General features: G+C 70.8%; 14 protein-coding genes. 9 read left to right on the top strand and 5 right to left on the bottom strand.

Annotated features, from left to right (window positions below; translation table 11 throughout):
- The first annotated feature begins 117 nt into the window (after positions 1-117).
- Both ACFRU2_RS05960 and ACFRU2_RS05955 read left to right on the top strand, forming a co-directional pair.
- On the top strand, positions 118-1,347 hold the full coding sequence (locus tag ACFRU2_RS05960) for a hypothetical protein (RefSeq protein WP_382968143.1): 1,230 nt from the start codon (positions 118-120) through the stop codon (positions 1,345-1,347).
- Between the two features lie 144 nt (positions 1,348-1,491).
- Positions 1,492-3,438 (top strand): FG-GAP-like repeat-containing protein, encoded by a 1,947-nt coding sequence (locus tag ACFRU2_RS05955; protein ID WP_382968140.1) that lies wholly within the window; start codon positions 1,492-1,494, stop codon positions 3,436-3,438.
- A gap of 132 nt (positions 3,439-3,570) precedes the next feature.
- Here the strand turns inward: ACFRU2_RS05955 and ACFRU2_RS05950 are convergent, their stop codons facing one another.
- From ACFRU2_RS05950 to ACFRU2_RS05940, 3 genes are all read right to left on the bottom strand, one after another.
- Positions 3,571-4,143, bottom strand: coding sequence for a PadR family transcriptional regulator (locus ACFRU2_RS05950; RefSeq protein ID WP_382968138.1), 573 nt, complete (start codon positions 4,141-4,143; stop codon positions 3,571-3,573).
- 113 nt (positions 4,144-4,256) lie between these two features.
- On the bottom strand, positions 4,257-5,075 hold the full coding sequence (locus tag ACFRU2_RS05945; protein WP_382968135.1) for a prepilin peptidase: 819 nt from the start codon (positions 5,073-5,075) through the stop codon (positions 4,257-4,259).
- 175 nt (positions 5,076-5,250) lie between these two features.
- A complete protein-coding gene (locus ACFRU2_RS05940) occupies positions 5,251-5,628 on the bottom strand; it encodes a type IV pilin protein (protein WP_382968132.1) in 378 nt (125 codons plus the stop codon).
- Between the two features lie 274 nt (positions 5,629-5,902).
- On the opposite strand from ACFRU2_RS05940, the gene ACFRU2_RS05935 reads away from it, so the two are divergent.
- The 6 genes from ACFRU2_RS05935 to ACFRU2_RS05910 all read left to right on the top strand — a co-directional run bounded on the left by ACFRU2_RS05935 (position 5,903) and on the right by ACFRU2_RS05910 (position 15,022).
- Entirely contained in the window at positions 5,903-7,744 is a 1,842-nt protein-coding gene (locus ACFRU2_RS05935; protein WP_382968129.1) for a GspE/PulE family protein, read from the top strand.
- Positions 7,745-7,829: 85 nt separating this feature from the next.
- Positions 7,830-9,041 carry a type II secretion system F family protein gene (locus tag ACFRU2_RS05930; protein WP_382968127.1) on the top strand — a complete coding sequence of 404 codons (1,212 nt, stop codon included), beginning with the start codon at positions 7,830-7,832 and terminating at the stop codon, positions 9,039-9,041.
- Positions 9,038-9,472 (top strand): prepilin-type N-terminal cleavage/methylation domain-containing protein, encoded by a 435-nt coding sequence (locus ACFRU2_RS05925; RefSeq protein WP_382968126.1) that lies wholly within the window; start codon positions 9,038-9,040, stop codon positions 9,470-9,472. Before ACFRU2_RS05930 ends, ACFRU2_RS05925 begins: the two co-directional genes overlap by 4 nt.
- Positions 9,469-9,993: a type II secretion system protein gene (locus tag ACFRU2_RS05920; protein WP_382968124.1), complete on the top strand. Its 525-nt coding sequence runs from the start codon at positions 9,469-9,471 to the stop codon at positions 9,991-9,993. Before ACFRU2_RS05925 ends, ACFRU2_RS05920 begins: the two co-directional genes overlap by 4 nt.
- The gene (locus ACFRU2_RS05915) at positions 9,990-13,907 is read left to right on the top strand and encodes a hypothetical protein (RefSeq protein ID WP_382968123.1); all 3,918 of its coding nucleotides are present in this window, start codon (positions 9,990-9,992) and stop codon (positions 13,905-13,907) included. The genes ACFRU2_RS05920 and ACFRU2_RS05915 overlap by 4 nt, the downstream gene beginning before the upstream one ends.
- Positions 13,904-15,022 (top strand): type IV pilus twitching motility protein PilT, encoded by a 1,119-nt coding sequence (locus ACFRU2_RS05910; RefSeq protein WP_382968120.1) that lies wholly within the window; start codon positions 13,904-13,906, stop codon positions 15,020-15,022. The genes ACFRU2_RS05915 and ACFRU2_RS05910 overlap by 4 nt, the downstream gene beginning before the upstream one ends.
- On the opposite strand, the gene ACFRU2_RS05905 is transcribed toward ACFRU2_RS05910, so the two are convergent.
- Together ACFRU2_RS05905 and ACFRU2_RS05900 are read right to left on the bottom strand one after the other, a co-directional pair.
- The gene (locus tag ACFRU2_RS05905; RefSeq protein WP_382968117.1) at positions 14,998-15,555 is read right to left on the bottom strand and encodes a GNAT family N-acetyltransferase; all 558 of its coding nucleotides are present in this window, start codon (positions 15,553-15,555) and stop codon (positions 14,998-15,000) included. The genes ACFRU2_RS05910 and ACFRU2_RS05905 overlap by 25 nt on opposite strands.
- Positions 15,556-15,620: 65 nt before the next feature.
- On the bottom strand, positions 15,621-16,325 hold the full coding sequence (locus ACFRU2_RS05900; RefSeq protein ID WP_382968114.1) for a M24 family metallopeptidase: 705 nt from the start codon (positions 16,323-16,325) through the stop codon (positions 15,621-15,623).
- Positions 16,326-16,571: 246 nt separating this feature from the next.
- Between ACFRU2_RS05900 and ACFRU2_RS05895 the strand changes: the two genes are divergently transcribed.
- Positions 16,572-18,068: a hypothetical protein gene (locus ACFRU2_RS05895; RefSeq protein ID WP_382968112.1), complete on the top strand. Its 1,497-nt coding sequence runs from the start codon at positions 16,572-16,574 to the stop codon at positions 18,066-18,068.
- The last annotated feature ends 106 nt before the right edge of the window (positions 18,069-18,174 follow it).

The following is an 18,174-nucleotide window of genomic DNA, read 5'->3' as shown; positions in this document are numbered from 1 at the left end:
CGGCACGTTCATGCCAGAAACCTCGCAGATGCCCATGCAATTCCGGCATTTGCCTGACCCCGCCAACGGGGTGCCCGTACGGCAGCCGCCGCCCACCTGATCCACGAGGAGTAGCACATGCACATCAGATCCAGCCGCGCCCGAAGCGGCCCGAACTCCGTCCGCACCGCGATGCGCCGGGTACGGAGCGCGTTCGCAGTAGGCGCCCTCGCGACGGCGCTGATCACCACCACGGCCACGGCGGCGTCGGCGACCACGGACGCGCAGGTCGGTGTCGCGAACAACATGTACCCCGCCGCGAAGGACATGAAGACCTACATCTCGACGCTCAAGTCGTTCACGCCGTTCACGGCGAACGCCGCGTCGCAGGTCGGCGGGTTCTGGAACAAGCCGGCGATCGACACCTCGACGATGCGGGGCATCACCTCGGGAAGCCTGCGCCAGCAGCTCAAGAGCGCCGGCCCCTACACCACCTGCAACCCCGCCTCGTCGAACAACTGCGTCAACGGGCCTTTGCACATCGATGCGTTCCTGTCTGCGGACGCGACCAACGTGGACGCGGTCATCCCGACCTCGCTCGGCGGGACGTGCACGGCGAGCGGCAGCGTCGAGTGCAACGGCGACGCCGACAGCAGGCACCTCGTGGCGGTCGGGAAGCTGGCGATCTACAGCTGTAACGGCAGCTGGGCGGGTTCGACCAAGGGCGACGACCCGTCCAACGCCGCGAGCCCGCCGCTGGCGCTCGGCGCGGACGCCAACGGAAGCGGCAACGGCAAGGCCCAGTCGCCTCGCTGTGACGCCACGCCGATCAACGGCGGCGCGCCCACCACGATCTCCGGCGTGAAGACCTGGCTTGAGACGAGTGGAAACCGGATCGCGGTCGCCGACCCGGCTTCCGCACCGTTCGGTGCGGCGTCCAAGCAGGCGCTGGTGCAGGCGGGGTTCACCTGGACCGACAGCGGTGCGGGCCAGAACGTGTTCAAGGGAACCGCGTGCGACAACGCGGGCACGGCATGCAAGGTGCGTCTGGAATCCGGCATCAGCCAGGTGCGCGGCGCCGTGACGGCGAACGCCGGCGGAAACACCCAGCTGGGTCTCGTCGCGAAGTCGAACGTCATGAACGTGAGCTGGACGTCGAGCTCGCTGGCCCCCACCCCGTCCAATGACCCCAACTCTTGGACCGAGGTCAACCCCAGCGCGTACTCGGGCTACGGAGACATCGAGCAGTACGGCGTGGCCCTGACCGGTGGCAACACCGGTGCGGCAGCCGTCTGGAGCGATCTGTTCAACAACGACTGGGACTTCGACTCCACCATCCAGGGGACCCTCGCCGCCTACGGCTACTAGGCGACCCGGAACCCAGGGCAACGGACCGTCGGCCGGGCACGAGCGCCCGCCGACGGTCCCGGCCCGGCGGTACCCGTCGGCAGTACCCCTGTCCGCCGACGGCACGCATCTCCCTTCATCAGACCCTTAGGAGGGTCCTCCCCCATGCACAGATCGACACGTCGGCGACTCAGAGTTCCGACGCTCGTCTTCGCGGTGGCGACCGCCGTGATGGCGGCCGCCACCCCGGCCTCGGCGACCGGTACCAACACGACCGGCTTCGGCACCGCGGCGAACCTCGACGACACCGGCCGCGGCAGCTCCGCCGTCGCGATCGGCGATCTCGACAACGACGGGAAGCCGGACCTCGTGACGGCGATCCGCTCCGAGGGCCTCGGCGTGTTCCTCGGTTCGGGCAGTGGCGGCTTCGGCGCCGTCACCAAGTACGCGGCGCCGCTGACCTCGACGAGCGTCTTCCTCGGCTCGGCGGAGATCCGCGACGTCAACGGCGACGGCCACAAGGACGTCATCAGCCAGGACGCACGCGGCAACGTCGCCCTGGTCTGGCTCGGCGACGGCTCGGGCGCACTCGGCACCGGAGCGACGGTGCAGCTCAACCCGACGCCCGGATGCGACACCACGGGCGACAACCCCTGCGTCGTGCGCTTCCCGACCGGCGTCACCGTGGGCGACTTCGACGAGGACGGCAAGCAGGACCTCGCGACGTCCAACTCGAACACGAACAACGTCGCGATCGTGCCCGGCAACGGCGACGGCACGTTCGCCACGCCGGCACAGTTCGGACTGAACGGCGGCACCGGCCCGCAGGGCATCGCCACCGCCGACCTCAACGGCGACGGCCACCTGGACCTCGTCACGGCGAACCTCACGGCCGGCACGCTCTCCGTGCTGCTCGGCGACGGGGACGGCGGCTTCGGCACGGCATCGAACGTCTCGGCCGGCATGACGCTGCCCTCGAAGCTCAAGCTCGCCGACGTCAACGAGGACGGCAAGCAGGACATCGTCGTCGTGGCGCCCGGCACGCCGGGACGCCTGGCCGTCCTGCTCGGCGACGGCTCGGGCGGCTTCGCCGCCGCGAGCCTCCTGTCGGCGGGGGCGAACCTCACCTCCGCTTCGGTGTCCGACCTGAACGGCGACGGACACGTCGACCTGGTCGTCTCCAGCGCCGGCTCGCACGAGATCGTGGTGCTCGAGGGCAACGGTACGGGCGCGTTCGGCAGCCCGCTGGCCTTCGGGCTGAACGGCGGCAGCAGCCCGCAGGCCACGGCCGTCGCCGACCTCAACGGCGACGGGCGTCCCGATGTCGCCACGGCCAACAGCAACGGCTCGGCGACGTTCGTCAAGGACGCGTCGGTGCTGCTCAACGCGACGAACCGGACGCCGACGGCCGCGAACGACTCGTACAATCACGTCGGGGCCGACACCCCGCTCGTGGTCGGCGCTCCCGGCGTCCTCGGCAACGACACGGACCCCGACGGCAACACGCTGACGGCCTCGCTCGTGACCGGGCCGGCGCACGGCACCCTGACGCTCAACGCCGACGGTTCGTTCACCTACCAGCCCGAGAGCGCCTACGTCGGAAGCGACAGCTTCACGTACAAGGCGACCGACGGCACGGTCGACTCGAACATCGCGACCGTGACCCTCAACGTGTCGGCCGGCTGCAACGGTCTCGCCGCCACGATCACCGGCAACGGGATCGTCAACGGTACGAGCGCCTCGGACGTGATCGTGACCGGCAACGGCAACGACGCGGTCGCCGGCAACGGCGGCAACGACACCATTTGCACGTTCGGCGGCAACGACGCCGTGGCGGCGGGCAGCGGCAACGACTACGTCGACGCCGGTGACGGCAACGACGCGATCAGCGGCGGCAGCGGCAACGACGTCGTCAAGGGCGGGGCCGGCGACGACGCGCTTTCCGGTGGCTCCGGCAACGACACCGTCGTCGGTGGCGCCGGCAGCGACATCCTCTCCGGCGGCAGCGACACGGACGTCTGCGCCGGCGACGCCAACGGCGGTGCGACCCTCCCGGGCACGGACTCGATCACGTCCGGCGGCTCCTGCGAGACGGTCGTCGAAGTGCCGTAGGCGGCGGGCCGTTTCCGACGGCTGCCTATGAGTCTCTGACCTGAAAGACGTGACAAGACGGGCTCGGCGATTGCGATGACGCGATCACCGGGCCCGTCTTACGTGTACACGCGCATCGTTGGGGCCGGGGTGTCACCCGGTCCTGACCGCCGGCCGCGCCGAGTCGGCGTCGGCGTCGCCATCGACATCGACGGCGTCGAGAAAGCGGCGCGCGGCACGGACGTGCTCCAGGCGCCAGGCGTAGATCGCGCGGGGAAGGTAGTCACCGACGTGTTCCTTGGCGCGCAGGGACTCCTCGATCTCGTCGATGACGACCCGTTGGCGCTCGACCAGGTGGGACGGGCTGGCGGCGCGGCGCTGGAGCAGCAGAAGCTTGCACGTGAGCTCGGCGCGGACGTCGAACAGCTGAGCCACGGGTTCGCTGAGCCACCGGCCGACCGTCGCCTTCGCGGAGGGGGTGGCGGCGTAGATCATGCGCTGCGGTCCGCGGTTGCCTTCCTCGGAACCGACCGGCGTGATCAGTCCGCGCTCGACCAGCCGCGTGATCGACCGGTAGACCATGGGGCGCGAGATGTACCAGAACTCGCCGATTTCCGCGCCCTCCGCAGTGAGGGACGCGATGGCGAAGCCGTGGCTGGGCCGTTCGGCCATGATGGCGAGCACGATCCACTCGGCCAGCGGCAGATCAAGATCAGGTTCCTTCATGGGGACCAGGTTAGGGATTGCCGCTGGTATTTGCGATGCCGACCGAGCGGCCGGCAACCGGCCGGCCGCCGGGACGCGAGGAGCCGGCCGACGTCCGGCCCGGGGTGTGAAGGTCAGCGGCGGTCCGCCGTGAGCGGCGCACCCAGCGCGTACGGGTCACTCGCGCTCTCGTACCAGTGGACGACGGGGGCGCCGACGAGGAGGGCCGCGATGGCTCCGGCGGCGAGGAACACGCCGAAGGGGAGGCGGGTGTGGCGGGTAATGCGACCCGCCGCCATGAGCGCGATGGCCAGCAGCAGCCCGGCGGCGCTGCCGGCCAGCAGCGCGAAGACGAAGTACCACGGGCCGAGCCAGCCCAGCCCGGTGCCGAGCAGGCCCGCCAGGCGCACGTCGCCGAACCCGAGCCAGGCCGGCCGCACCCAGTGCAGGGCGAAGAAGAGGGCGAACGCGCCCACTCCGCACGCCGCGGTCACGCCGAGACGCTGCCACTGGCCGGTGGCTGCCGCGGCCGCGAGCAGGCAGGCGGCGGTGAGTCCGAGCGTCGGGTAGACCAGCCGCAGCGGGAGGAGGAACAGCTCGGCGTCGCAGGCGGCCAGGGCCAGCAGCCCCGCGGTGAAGACGAGTGCCGCCGGGAGCATTTCCGACCAGCCGAAGCGCAGGGCCTCGGCGGCGAACAGGAGCGCGGTGAGCGCTTCCATGAGTGGGTAGCGCGCGGGGATCGGAACCCGGCAAGCGCGGCAGCGCCGGCCCAGCAGGAGCCATGACACGACGGGGATGTTGTCCCGGGCCGCGATCGGCGTGGCGCACTGCGGGCAGGCGGAGCGGGGCCGTACGACCGAAAGGCCTGCCGGAACCCGGGAGACGGCGACGTTGAGGAACGAGCCGACTGCGAGCCCCAGCAGACCGATGATCACGACAAGTATGGGTGGCATGGCCGCAATCGTGCCGTATGCCGTGTACTGGTTGCTACCGTCACAAAACGATGGATCCGGCGCTTCCATAGGCTGCCGAACCCGGTTCGCCGGGCGGCACGTGCGGTACCACCCGGCAACCCGGACCGACCGTCCGACGCGCGCAGGCGGCGTCGTCCGGTGGAGGCTCCCCGTATCAGGGGGCTGCGCAAGGCCCGCCGGCCAGCGGCCTGATGGTGGGCTGCTTCTTCGGGTCGAGCGGGTCAAGCACGGCCTCGTGCAAGGTGGAGACCTCGCTCAGGAACCCGCCCTGCTTGACGTCATCCACGGTCCCGTACTTGTTGTTGTTGGCGAAGTAGGCCTCCTCCGCGGTCAGGATCGTGACCTTGTCCGTCTTGCACGCCGAGGCCTGGCCCTTGTCGTTGATGCCGCGGACGGAGAAGACGACGATGGCGGACAGGATGCCCAGGATCACGATGACCACGAGGAGCTCGATCAGCGTGAAGCCGGCTTCCGTCGTCTCGTTCTGCGCACGCATACGGCGGCGCAACTTGCCTTGCAGGTATGTGGACATCGTTCTCCATCTACGGCGACCGGTTCAGCAGAACCAGGCACTAGTAACAGCCTGATTAATCAGCAGCAGACTACTGAGCGGGCGATGGGCTCACAAGAGGCGGGCTCCAGGGAAAACCGCCTATTGCGGTTGCAGATGACAGGCTGATGGCGTGCTGTAGCATGCAGCTGAGTAATCAGCGGCTGACAGTTCTACGGAACGTGTTCGGGGCGAATGATCGACCTCGGGGCGAATGACCGGCCGTTGTTCTGGATGCGCGAAAGGGGTGGGTTCCTTGGCGAACCGCCGGCTCTTCCGGGGCCGCTCGGCCCCGACAAACCCTGCGGGCGAGGGCGGCACCCTGCCCGACGGAGCGCAGGGCCCGGCGCCGTCGCCGATCCCGGAGGGCAAGCCCGTCCAGGACACGGCGTCCGGCGCGGTGCAGTCGCCGCCCCCGCGGCAGCAGGGCCACCGCATCGGGGAACTGCTCGTGCAGCGCGGTCTGCTCACCCCGGCGCAGGTGGACGAGGCGCTCCTGCAGCAGTCGGCGTCGGGCAAGCGGCTCGGTGCCCTGCTTGTGGAACTCGGGATGGTCGACGAGCGCTCCCTGATCGAGGCGCTGGCGGTTCAACTCGGCGTACCGGTCGCCGACCTGCGCCAGAGCGAACCCGATCCCGAGGCGGCCGCCCGGGTGCCGGAGGCGCTGGCCCGCTCGCTGGGCGTCGTCGCGGTGCGGCGGACCGGGGGCACGCTGCTGCTCGCGGCGGCCGACCCGACCGATCCGCGCGTGCTCGACGAGGTCGGCCGGGCCGTCGCGCCGGATCGGGTCCGGTTGGCGATCGCGGCTCCCTCGGACATCCGGCGCTCAATCGACAGTGCCTACCGGGCGTTGTCCGGCGTCAGCAGCCTGGTCGAGGCCTTCAAGGCGACCGAGACCGGCCGCGACGCCAACTCCGGTTCCAGGGTGGTGAGCGAGGACGCACCGGTCGTCCACCTGGTCAACCTCATGCTGACCCAGGGCCTGCGGGACCGGGCCTCGGACATCCACATCGAACCGCACGGCGACCGGGTCCGGGTCCGGTACCGCATCGACGGCGCGTTGCACGACGTGCTGAGTCTGCCGGAGAACATGGGCCCGTCCGTGGTCAGCCGGATCAAGATCATGGCCAACATGAACATCGTCGACCGGCGGCGACCGCAGGACGGTCAGATCGCCACCGAGATCGACGGCAGGTCGGTCGACATCCGGGTCGCGACCACCCCCACCATCTGGGGCGAGAAGGCGGTGCTGCGCCTGCTCGACAGCAACCGCACCCTGTTGCGGCTGGCCGAACTCGGCATGCCCGCGGCGACCTACGAACGGTTCTCGTCCCTGCTGCGCTCCCCGTACGGCATGGTCGCCTGCGGCGGACCGACCGGCAGCGGCAAGACGACCACCCTGTACGCCACGCTCGGCGAGCTGAACCAGAGCGAACGCAACATCACCACCATCGAGGACCCGGTGGAGTACGTGGTCCCGTCGGTCAACCAGATCCAGATCAACGACCAGGCGGGCGTCTCCTTCGCGACCGGACTGCGCTCGATCCTCCGACAGGACCCCGACGTGATCCTGGTCGGCGAGATCCGGGACGCCGAGACGGCTCGGATCGCGGTCGAGTCCGCTCTCACCGGCCACTTCGTCCTGTCGTCCATCCACGCCGCCGACGCCTGCTCCGCGCTGCACCGGTTCGTCGACATGGGCATCGAGCCGTTCCTGATCACCTCCACGGTCGCCGGGGTGGTGAGCCAGCGACTGGTGCGCCGGATCTGCGACCAGTGCCGCGAGCCCTACCGGCCGGGCGTGGACGAACTGGCCTTCTTCGCCCAGGCCGGCGGATCGACCGACACCGGGTTCTGGCAGGGCCGGGGCTGCAACTTCTGCTCCCGGACCGGCTACCAGGAGCGGATCGGCGTCTTCGAACTGCTCGTGATGAGCGACACGATCAAGCGGCTGCTCGTCGAGAAGGCGCCGATCAACAGCCTGCGCAAGGCCGCCCGCGAGGAGCACATGGACAGCCTCCTGGACGGCGGCGTCCGTCTGGTGGAGGAGGGCGTCACGACCATCACCGAGATCATGTCCAGCGTGTACGTGGCCTAGAGGCTGCCTGTCGCCCGGCTCGCCGGACGCCGTACCGAAACACAGACGACGCGCACCTCTGAACACGGAAACCAGGAGAGTCGGCATGGCCACCTTCAAGTACGCCGCGGTCGGCCCGGACGGGAAACAGGCCACCGGCGTGCTCACCGGCTCCAGTGTCGACGGCGTGACCGACAGCCTGACCCGGCAGGGCTACGAGGTGCGGTCGGTCAAGGCCGCGAGCCGCAGCCTGCTGCAGATGGAACTCACGACGCAGAAGGTCGACCTGGTCGAACTGAGCAACTTCTCCCGCCAGATGGGCGCCTTCATCAAGGCCGGAGTGCCCATCCTGGACGCCCTGGAGATCATCCGCGCCGAGACCAAGGACAAGAAGCTCGGCAAGGTGCTCGTCGACGTCATGGACTCGCTGCGGTTCGGCGAAAGCTTCTCCGGCTCGATGGCCGTCCACACCGCGGCGCTCCCTCCGTTCTACATATCCGTCCTCCGCTCGGCCGAGGCGACCGGTGAACTCGACGTGGTCATGGACCAGTTGGCGCGCTACATCGAGCGCGACGTCGAGGCCAGGCGCAGCATCCGCTCCTCCCTGACCTATCCGAGCCTGGTGATGGGGCTGGCCCTCGCCGTCGTCCTCGTCCTCGTCATCTTCGTACTGCCCCGTTTCAAGGTGTTCTTCGAGTCCTTCAACGCGGAACTGCCGCTGCCGACCCGGATCCTGCTGGGTTTCACCGACTTCGTCACCGCCTGGTATCCGGTCATCACCGGCGTGCTCGTCGCGCTCGCCGCGGCGCTGATCGCCGGTCTGCGAACCGAGCGGGGACGGGCGTTGCGCGACCGCTTCCTGCTGGCGATGCCCGTGGTCGGCGACGTGGTCCGCTTCATGGTCATCGAACGGTTCTGCCGGATCCTGACCTCGATGATCAAGGCCGGCGTGCCCATCCCGGACGCGCTCACCCTGGCCGGCGCCGGCGCCAACAACCTGGTGTTCGAACGGGCCATCGCGAGGGCCCGGACGGAGATGCTCGAAGGCGGCGGCATCTCCCGGCCGATCGCCCGCACCAAGCTGTTCCCCGGGGCGGTCACCCAGATGATGCGCGTCGGAGAGGAGACCGGAACCCTCGACGACCAGCTGCAGAACGTGTCCGAGTTCTACGAGAAGGAACTGCAGCACAAGCTCAAGCGGATGACGAGCCTGTTCGAGCCGACCGTGGTGATCCTGGTCGGGGTCGTCGTGGGGTTCGTGGCCGTCGCCCTCCTCACGGCGATCTACGGCGTCTACAGCCAGGTCGAGGTCCAGTGACCGGCCCGGCACGGCGCCCGCTGCGCCGCCGCGGCGAAGAGGGCGAGACCCTGGTCGAGGTTCTCGTCGCCGTGGTGCTCATGGGCGTCGCCTTCGTGGCCGTCCTCGGAGGCATGGAAACCGCGATCATCAGCTCGGCCACGCAGCAGAAGGTGACCGGCGCCGACGCGGTCATCCGCAACGCCGCCGAGAAGGTCGTCAGCGCCCCCTACGTGTCCTGCGCCCGTACGTACGAGACCCCTGCGCCGCCGGACGGGTACACCGTGACCCTCGACATCGAGTACTGGGACGGGGTGGGTGCGTTCGCCCGGACCTGCCCGACGGCCGATACCGGAGTACAGAAGGTGACGCTCACCGTGCGCTCGACCGGCCCGCGCCCCGTCAGGGACGCGACGCTCGAAGTGGTCAAGCGGGAGTCGATGCTGTCATGACGGAGCAACGCCCCTCATGCCGCTCGGAGTCGGGGTTCACGCTGACCGAGTTGCTGGTCACGATCGTCATCGTGGGCATCATCGGGACGCTGCTGCCCACGGCGATCCTCCTCGGACTGCGGTTCACCGCGGACACCGGGAAGCGGGTGGCCGCCACCAGCGCGGTGGGCACGCTGGGCCGCTACTTCTACGGCGACGTGCAGAGCGCGGACACCGTCACGACCGACCCCGCATGCGGCGTCGCCGACGTGATCGTCCACCTGAGCCGTCCCGGCACCGACGTCGTCTACACCTACGACCGGCCGACCGGCGCCCTCAACCGGGTGAAGTGCAGCGCCGGAGGCGTCGTCACCACGTTGCTGGGCCGGTTCGACGACGCCACATCGACCCATCCGGTGACTCTGAGCTGCGGTGCCGAGACCTCGTGCACCTCGCCCATGGAGGTAACGCTGACCGTGCAGAGCGACCCCGCCGTGCCCCCGACGGCCCTCACCGCCGTCCGACGATCGAGCTCGTCATGACCGGCCGCCCGGATCCGCGCCGTCTGAGTACGCGCCGCCCGAGTCCGCGTCGCCTGCGCGAGGACGAGCAGGGCTCGACGCTGATCCTCGCGCTGGCCTTCATCGTCGTCTTCAGCGTGGTCACCGTGTCGGTCCTGTCCTTCGCGGCCACGGGACTGAAGACGGCGGGCGTGTACGTCGACCAGGGCAAACGGGACTACAGCGCGGACGGTGCCACGCAGCTCGCGGTCAAGAACTTCTCGCAGGGCAACCCGTGTGCCGACTACACCGCCCCGCCGATCAACGGCCGCCAGATGATCGTCCACTGCGACCCCCAGAACACGTCTCCCGCAGCCACCCGCGCGACCCAACCGCAGGACGCGCTGCGCAGCCTGGGCAAGGCGGCGAAGGACGGCGTCAACGTGACCACGCCCGGCCTGCGCGTGCAGGGCAGCGTGTTCTCGAACTCGACCATCACCACCGGCGCCGCCATCGGCGCCTCGATGCTGGTGTCGGGCGACGTGTCCGCCGTCGGCGACTGCTCCCGTGCCGTGTCACAAGCCCAGTTGGCCCCGACCCAGGCGCCGTACGTGCGCAGCTGCGCCAACGACACCCCGTCGGCTCCCGCCGACCCGGTCATGGGCGCCGACCCGGACCACGCCCCGCCCGTCACGGCCGTCCCGGTCCGGCGGACGGTGCCCGCGTGCCCCGGACCCGGCCCCGGTTCCTGGCTGGTGCGCTTGCAGCCCGGCTCCTACGACGACGCCCGCGCGCTCACCCACCTCACCGCCGGCGATTGCCCGGGCGTGGTCGTGTGGCTGCAACCGGGCACCTACTACTTCGACTTCGACTTCGCCTCTCCCGGCGGCGCCGCGGTCTGGACGGTCTCCGACCCCACGGTCAGCGTGGTCGGCGGCACGCAGGCGGGCTGGGATCCCGGGGCCCCCACCCGCCCGGCCGTCCCCAACCCGGGCGGCTGCGACACGACGCGGCCCGAAGGCGTCACGGTGATGATGGGCGGCGGCAGCCGGTTCCAGGTCGACCGCGGACAGGTCGAACTGTGCGCCCCGGTGACCCCGGGCGCGCAGCAGGTGGCGGTGTACGGGGTCCAGCCGCCGAAGCCGTCCCACGCGCTGAAGCCGACGGCGGTGGCCACGAACACCGGCTTCGCCCACCCGGGCCATGCCCTGACCACTGGCGAGCGGCCGACCCTGCCGGGGTGTGCGCAGACCGCGCAGCCCACCGGCGTCGCGGGCTGCACGGCCGACGCCGTCCTCGACCCGGTGAAACGCCGCTCGGCCTCGATGCAGTTCGCAGGTTTCACCCCGCGGGTGCCGCCCGGTTCGGTCATCACCGGCGCGACGCTGCGTATCGCGCACGAGGACGACGGCGACCTGACCGCCCCCGGCGCGGTGAAGGTCACCACCGCCGTCGGCGCGGACACCTGCCGCACCGACGACGCGCCCCGGCACACGGCGCTCGCCACCGATCCCCCGATCGACCTGCTGGGCGCGTGCGGGCTCACCGACCCGGCTCGGCTCGCCGGCCTGACCGTGACCTACGCCGCCACCCTGGACGCCGACGGCGCCGCCGCCACGGAACGTCTGGACGGCATCTGGCTCGAGGTCTCCTACCGCACGCCGACCACGTTCAAGCCGACCGCCGTGACCGCATCCACCGGATTCACCGGCACCGGCACCGGCACCGATCCCGGCAACGCCCTGGAGATCGGCGAACAGCCGACGCCGTCGATGGCCGGCGCCGCTCTGACCGCGGCGACCCGGTCCGCGTCGATCACCCTGGCCGGGTTCGGCCAACCGCCCCTCCCGCCGGGGTCGACGATCGGCTCCGCCGTGCTGCGGGTGGCCCATCAGGAGACCGGCGACGTGGCGGCGCCCAGAATCAACGTCACCCCCGCGAGCGGCGGCGGCAGGTGTACCAACCTGCCGCTCACCGCGCGGGCCGGCCTGGGCGACGACCGCATCGACCTGAAGGCCTGCGGCATCACCGACACCGCACAGTTGACCGGCCTGACCGCGACCTACGCCGCCGGACTGGACGTGGACGGCAGCGAGGGCGCCGTCTCCCTGGACGGCATGTGGCTCGAGATCGTCTACGACCTGCCGCCGCCCCGGCCGGCGACGAGTGCGGAGTCGACGACGTTCACCGCCGCGGCCGACGCCAAGGCGATCGACGGCGCCGACACGGCCCGCGCCGCGCTCTCGGGCACGACGCCGACCGCCGCCATCGACCTCGCCGGTTACGACACCCCTGCGGTGGCGCCCGGTTCGGTCCTGGACGGGGCCCTGCTGCACGTCGCGCACCGCGACGATCCCGGGGCGGCCGGCGGACCGCCGCCGACGGTCGCGGTCACCCTGACCGGGCCCGGCCTCCCCCGCTCCTGCACCACCCCGCAGAAGCTCGGTGCCCGTCAGGACGCCCTGGCGACCGACACACTGGACCTGGTCGCCCTCTGCGGGCTCACGGACCCCGCCCAGCTGACCGGTCTGGTCGTGACCTACACCGCCACCCTCGGCGCCGGCAGCACCGCCGCCACCGAGCAGCTCGACGGCGTCACCCTGGAGCTGGCCTACCGGTCCCCGCTCCCGGTACGGCCCACCCAGGCCGTCAGCACCGCGACGCCCGCCACCGCGGCGTTCCTCAACCCGAAGAACGCGCAAGCGATCGACACCGCCACCTCGGCCGCGACGCTTTCCACGGCCACCCCGTCGGCGTCGGTCCGGCTCGGCGCGTTCGCGATGCTGCCCCTGCCGGCGGGGGCGGTGATCGACAAGATCGTGCTGCGCGTGGCGCACCAGGACGACGACACCACCCCGGCACCGCCTTCGCAGACGACACCGCCCTTGCCCAAGGCGCCGCCCACTGCGGCCCTGACCGTCTCCGGCACCGGTACCGCCTGCGACGCGCACCACGCCCTGACCTCCCGTGCAGGGGCACTCGGCGTCGACACGGTCGACCTCGGAGCCTGCGGGGTCACGAAGGGCGACCAGTTGTCCCGGCTCGCCGTCGACTACACGGCAAGGTTGGGCACGGGCAGTACCGACGCCGCCGTCCGGCTCGACGGCGTCGAGCTCGACATCGTGTTCCGCGCCCCGTCCCTACGGGCCCTGTCCGGCTGCCTCACCACGGGCAGCGATTGCGCGGTGCTCAAGTCGACCGACGACTCCGATACGGCCACCCAGCACAGCCGCCTGGTGATCAACGGCACCGTCTACGCGCCGACCGCTGCCGTCGACCTGTCGATGAGCCAGGTCAGCTCGCAGGTCGTCACCCGCGGCATCATCGCCCGGACCATCGATCTCGGCATCAGCCCGACCACCCGGTACCTCCGCCCGGTGATCGGAGTCCCGCCGGAGCCGGTGCTGTTCACGACCTATCCGGCCGTGATCGCGAAACCCGCGTCGGTCACCGCGATCACCGGGTTCACGCCCCCGGCTCCCGGCGCGCCCGTCGACGTCGCCGACGCCACCCTCCCCGGCGGAGGCCGGGCGTCCCTCACGTTCGGCGGCTACGCCCAGCCGGCCCCGGCCCCGGCACCGGCCCCGGCCGGACCGCTCGACCACGTCGTCCTGCAGGTGGCGCACCACGAGGAAGGCGACGTGGAGTCGGTGAAGATGTCGGTGGACTTCCCCGGCAGCACCTGCACCGGCGTCGACAAGGCCCTCGACGTTCCGGTCCACCTCGGCTCGGGCGGCCCGGTGACCGACCGGTTCGACCTGGCGCCGTGCGGCCTGACCACGACCTCCCAGCTGGCCGGGCTGACCCTGACCTACACCGTGACCGCCGGTACCGGCGGCGCGACCGAGCACCTCGGCGGCACCCGGATCGACCTGCTGTCCGGCCCGCTCGTCCGGGCCGCCGTGTCCTTCGACGGCCACGCCGGCACCGTCACCCAGTGGACGGTCCTGCCATGAGCAAGCACCAGCACACCACCTTGGAGACCACCATGTCCGGGCCGAGTTCCGCGATCATCGACCACCTGCTCGGTGAGCTGTGGGTACGGGGCGGCAGCGATCTGCTGCTCACCAGCGGATCGGCGCCGTTCCTCCGCGTCGACGGCGCCCTGCGGGCGGTCGAGGGGGCCGCGCTGACCGAGCCGGAGGTCGATCGCCTGGTGACCGGGGTGCTGGGCCCGGAACTCACGGAACGGTTCCGCCGGAAGAAGCAGGTCGATTTCGCGTTCAGCTGGGGGGAGCAGGCCAGGTTGCGCGGGAACGCCTTCGTGCAGCGCGGCGCGTCGGCGCTGGCCCTGCGGATCATCCCGTACGACGTGCCGTCGTCCGACCAACTCGGCCTTCCCCCGGTCGTCATGGGGTGGGCCGGCATGCCGCGCGGGCTCGTACTGGTCACCGGTCCGACCGGGTCGGGGAAGTCGACGAGTCTTGCCGCGCTCCTCGACCACGTCAACACGCACCGGGCGGTACACATCCTCACCATCGAGGACCCGATCGAGTACCTGCACCAGCACAAGCGCTCGGCGGTCAGCCAGCGCGAGGTCGGCACCGACACCGACTCGTTCCCCGCCGCGCTGCGTTCGGCCCTGCGCGAGGATCCCGACGTCCTGCTCCTCGGCGAGATGCGCGACCCGGAGAGCATCTCCGCGGCCCTGACCATCGCCGAGACCGGGCACCTGGTGTTCGCCACCCTGCACACCAACGACGCGTCGCAGACGCTGGACCGCATCGTCGACGTGTTCCCGGCCGAGCAACAGCCGCAAATCCGGCTGCAATTGACGCACACCCTGGTCGGCATCCTGAACCAGACGCTCATCCCCCGGATCGGCGGGGGCCGGGTGGCCGCCTTCGAGGTGCTGGTCGGCACGTCGGCGATCCGCAACCTGATCCGCGAGGGCAAGACCCGCCAGCTCCGCAACATGGTCTCGACCGGCCACCGTGACGGCATGCAGACCCTCGAGACCGGCATCAACGCCCTCCTCGCGGCAGGCACCATCACCTACGAGGAGGCCGTGCTGCACACGGCCCACCCGGAGGACATCCAGCGGCCCTACGTCCCGGTCGCCCGCACCTGACCCGGGGACCACGCGCCGAACCACTGCTCGGCGCCGTACTCCTCGAACCGCTCGACCTCGGTGAACCCCAGCTTCGCCGCGAGCCGCATCGACCGGTCGTTGGCGGTCTGGGTGCAGAGCACCACCTGCTCTCCGGGCAGCGCGGCGGCGAACCAGCCGAGCGCGGCCGCGCAGGCCTCGGCGGCGTAGCCGCGTCCCCACGCCGTCGGCAGGAACATGTAGCCGATCTCGGCCTCTCCGCCATCGGGGCGAAGGTGCCCCGGACGCTCTGCACCGCGCCGGTCGAGCGATACCGTGCCGATCATCGTTCCGTCGAGATCGATCACGAAGAGACCGGGGCGCCGTCCGGGCAACTCCGGCACCGCGCGCTCGAGTTCCTCACGCGGTCGAGGGCCACCGAGGTAGGTGCGCACCTCCGGCAAGGCGAACAGCTCGATGAACGCCGCACGGTCCGGGGCCTCGGACTCGCGGAGTACGAGGCGTTCGGTTCGTATCGGGGCAGGTGGCCAGACGACGGTGCCAAGATCGGTCATGGCCGGCAATCTACCGCCGGCGTCGAGGCGTTGAGCTCACCGCCGCGGCGCAACTCCGCGCGGAGTCACACCAGGTCGAGGAGCTGCTTGAACGCACCTCCGAAGCCGCTGCACTGGTCGACCAGGCGTATCTCCAGGATCCAGTGAGCACGCCACCCTCCTGCGGCGGTGCGACGGAGCGGCTCGTCGTTGTCGGGACCGATGAAGGAAGAGGGCTCCGGAGCGGATCCGCCCACAGCCGGGGCCTGCCCGCACAAACGGCCCACCTGCCACGCCCCCAGGCTCCAACCCGCCTTGCCGGCCAGGGCCCGCACCTCGGCGTGCAACTGCCTGCCGGTGATGCCGTCCTGTCCGAGGAACGTCTCGCGAGCTGCCACGCCGACCTTGGCCATGTCCTCGACGAGCCGGCGCCGGCCCGGGTCGTCGCCGACGACGACCGTGCGGGCGAAGTCCGTCTCGTGCCCGGCGAAGAGCGGGCCGAGATCGATCACGACGATGTCGTTCACCCCGATGACACGGTCCGGCGGGCACTGACCGTACGGAAGCACCGTGTGCGGCCCCGAGCGGACGAGACGGGCGGGCCATCCCACGGCCGTACCGAAGACCTCCCCCGCCACCTCCCAGATCCTTTCGTCCACCTCGCACTCCGTGCTGCCGGGCGAGATCAGACCGCCCTCGATCGCCTCGGCGAACACGGCCTGAGCCATCCTCTGCTCCTCCACCAGCCTCAAGGCCCGCAGACGCTCGTCCATCCGGTCGGGTACAGCCAACGTGCCGCTCCTCTTCCTGCCGCCCTTCCGATGAAGGCGCACGTCCCCGTGCTCTCGCAGCAGTCAACACGCCGGGCCGCGGACGGCACATTGGTTGCCCCACCAGTTCCCGCGCCCGCAAGAGGGCCCCGCCTTGGTGATACCTCCGAACCCGCCGGCCTCCACGTCGTACTCGGTTTCCGCGACGGAGTCACCCGGATGCCCCTGTCGGCTGCGGCGCTCCTGCGCCGCGCCGATCCTGAGGGCATGACGCCCAGCGGACCGCAGGTCATCGTGCACGCGCCCGACAGCCGGGGACTGCGCGAGGTCAGCGTCGCGGGGAAGAGCGCGGGTCGGGCGTGGTCCCCCCGGGAGCTCCGGCGCGTGCTGCGGCGAGCGGGGGTGCCCCCGGACCTCGACCTCGGCGATCCCGGGCAGGTCCGATGGCGGGCCGACCCGGACCTGTGGCCGGATCGCCCCTGGTCGAGGCGCGCCCAGGCCGGTCTCATGGTGCTCGGGCTCCTGGTGTCCGCCGCCGTGCTCTTCCGGGTGGGGCTGACGGACACCCTCAGGGCACTGACCTTCGGCGGGCGGGTCATGGGTGTGGTGTTCCTGGCCGGCGCTCTGGTGGAGACGGTCGCGGCCGCGGCGGTCTTCGACCACTGGGGCAAGCGGGCCACCAGGTATGCGGGGCAGGGCGTCCTGCTGGGGGTCGTCATCGTGGCCGTCACCAGTCTGATGTTCCTGGTCCTGCAGTGGGAGGGCGGCTATCACGCCGGGTTGTTCCTGCTGTGGGTCTCCCTGGTGGCGTGGTCCGTCTGGGCGCTGTGGGAAGTGAGCCGGCACAAGGTGTGGCAGGGTATTCCGCATCCGAAGAGCTTCGCGACCGGTGTCGCCCTGTCGGCTCTCATCGGTTCCGCGAGCGTGGCGTACTCCGCCATGTACACCCCGTACGTCGCCCCGCCCAAGGTCCCCTTCATGGTCGCCTTCGGGAAACCGACCCTGAACGCCGCGCGCACCAGCCTGTACGTACCGGCTCACCTCACGTTCCGCAACGAGGGGTCCATCAGCATCTTCGTCGTCGGAACCCAGTGGTCCGCCACGATCTGGCCGAGCACCTTCCGGGAGAAGGGCACGGGGCTGACGAGGTGGCGGGACGAACTGGGAGACGGCTGGGACACCAACCGCCACGAGGACTTCGATGCCCCGGCCCGGCTGCTCGCGGCAGGGCAGATCACCTCCGCGGGAAGCCGCCTCGACCCCGGTGACGACTTCTCCAAGGAGGCCGTCATCGAAGTGCCGCTGAAGGAATCCGGGCAGGGCCGCGTCCAGTTGGCCGCGACGATCTCGTTCATCCGGGCCGACCGCTGCAAGCTCGCCAACAGCTACCCGCGGTCGATCGTGTACTCGTGGGACACGGGATCCGCCGATCGCAAGCACCTCCGGGACGCCCCGCCGTGGCTCGCGGACCCGGGCGACGACTTCTTCCGCTACACGTCGAGGATCTACCGGAGCAGCGCGATCATGAACATGACCCAGGCCCCCGACTGGGCGGCCATGTGGTGGGTGATCCCGACATGGCGCGAGGGAGCGCTCTTCGCGCGCGGGGACACCATCCCGTTCATGCAGGTCCACATCGCCCGCGACCCGGACGGCCGGGAGGTGCTCAGTGAGGACGAGCAGGAGCCCTACGGAATGAAGACCAGGTCCACGGCGGTGGACCAGCCGGTGGCGCTGCTCCGCCGGGCCGCCGAGAAGCCGTAGGCGTCGGCCGCAGCCCTGCGGGCGGCTCCGGCGCCGGGCGGTGCGCCACCGGTCGTGGAGCGCCGGGTTCGGGGGCAGCATGGAAGCGAAGCCCTCAACCGGTTCG

Origin of the sequence: Streptomyces sp. NPDC056883 (genome assembly GCF_042788835.1) — a bacterium.
Lineage (GTDB): Bacteria > Actinomycetota > Actinomycetes > Streptomycetales > Streptomycetaceae > Streptomyces > Streptomyces stoeckheimensis.
This window is presented reverse-complemented; position numbering and strand designations above follow the sequence as displayed.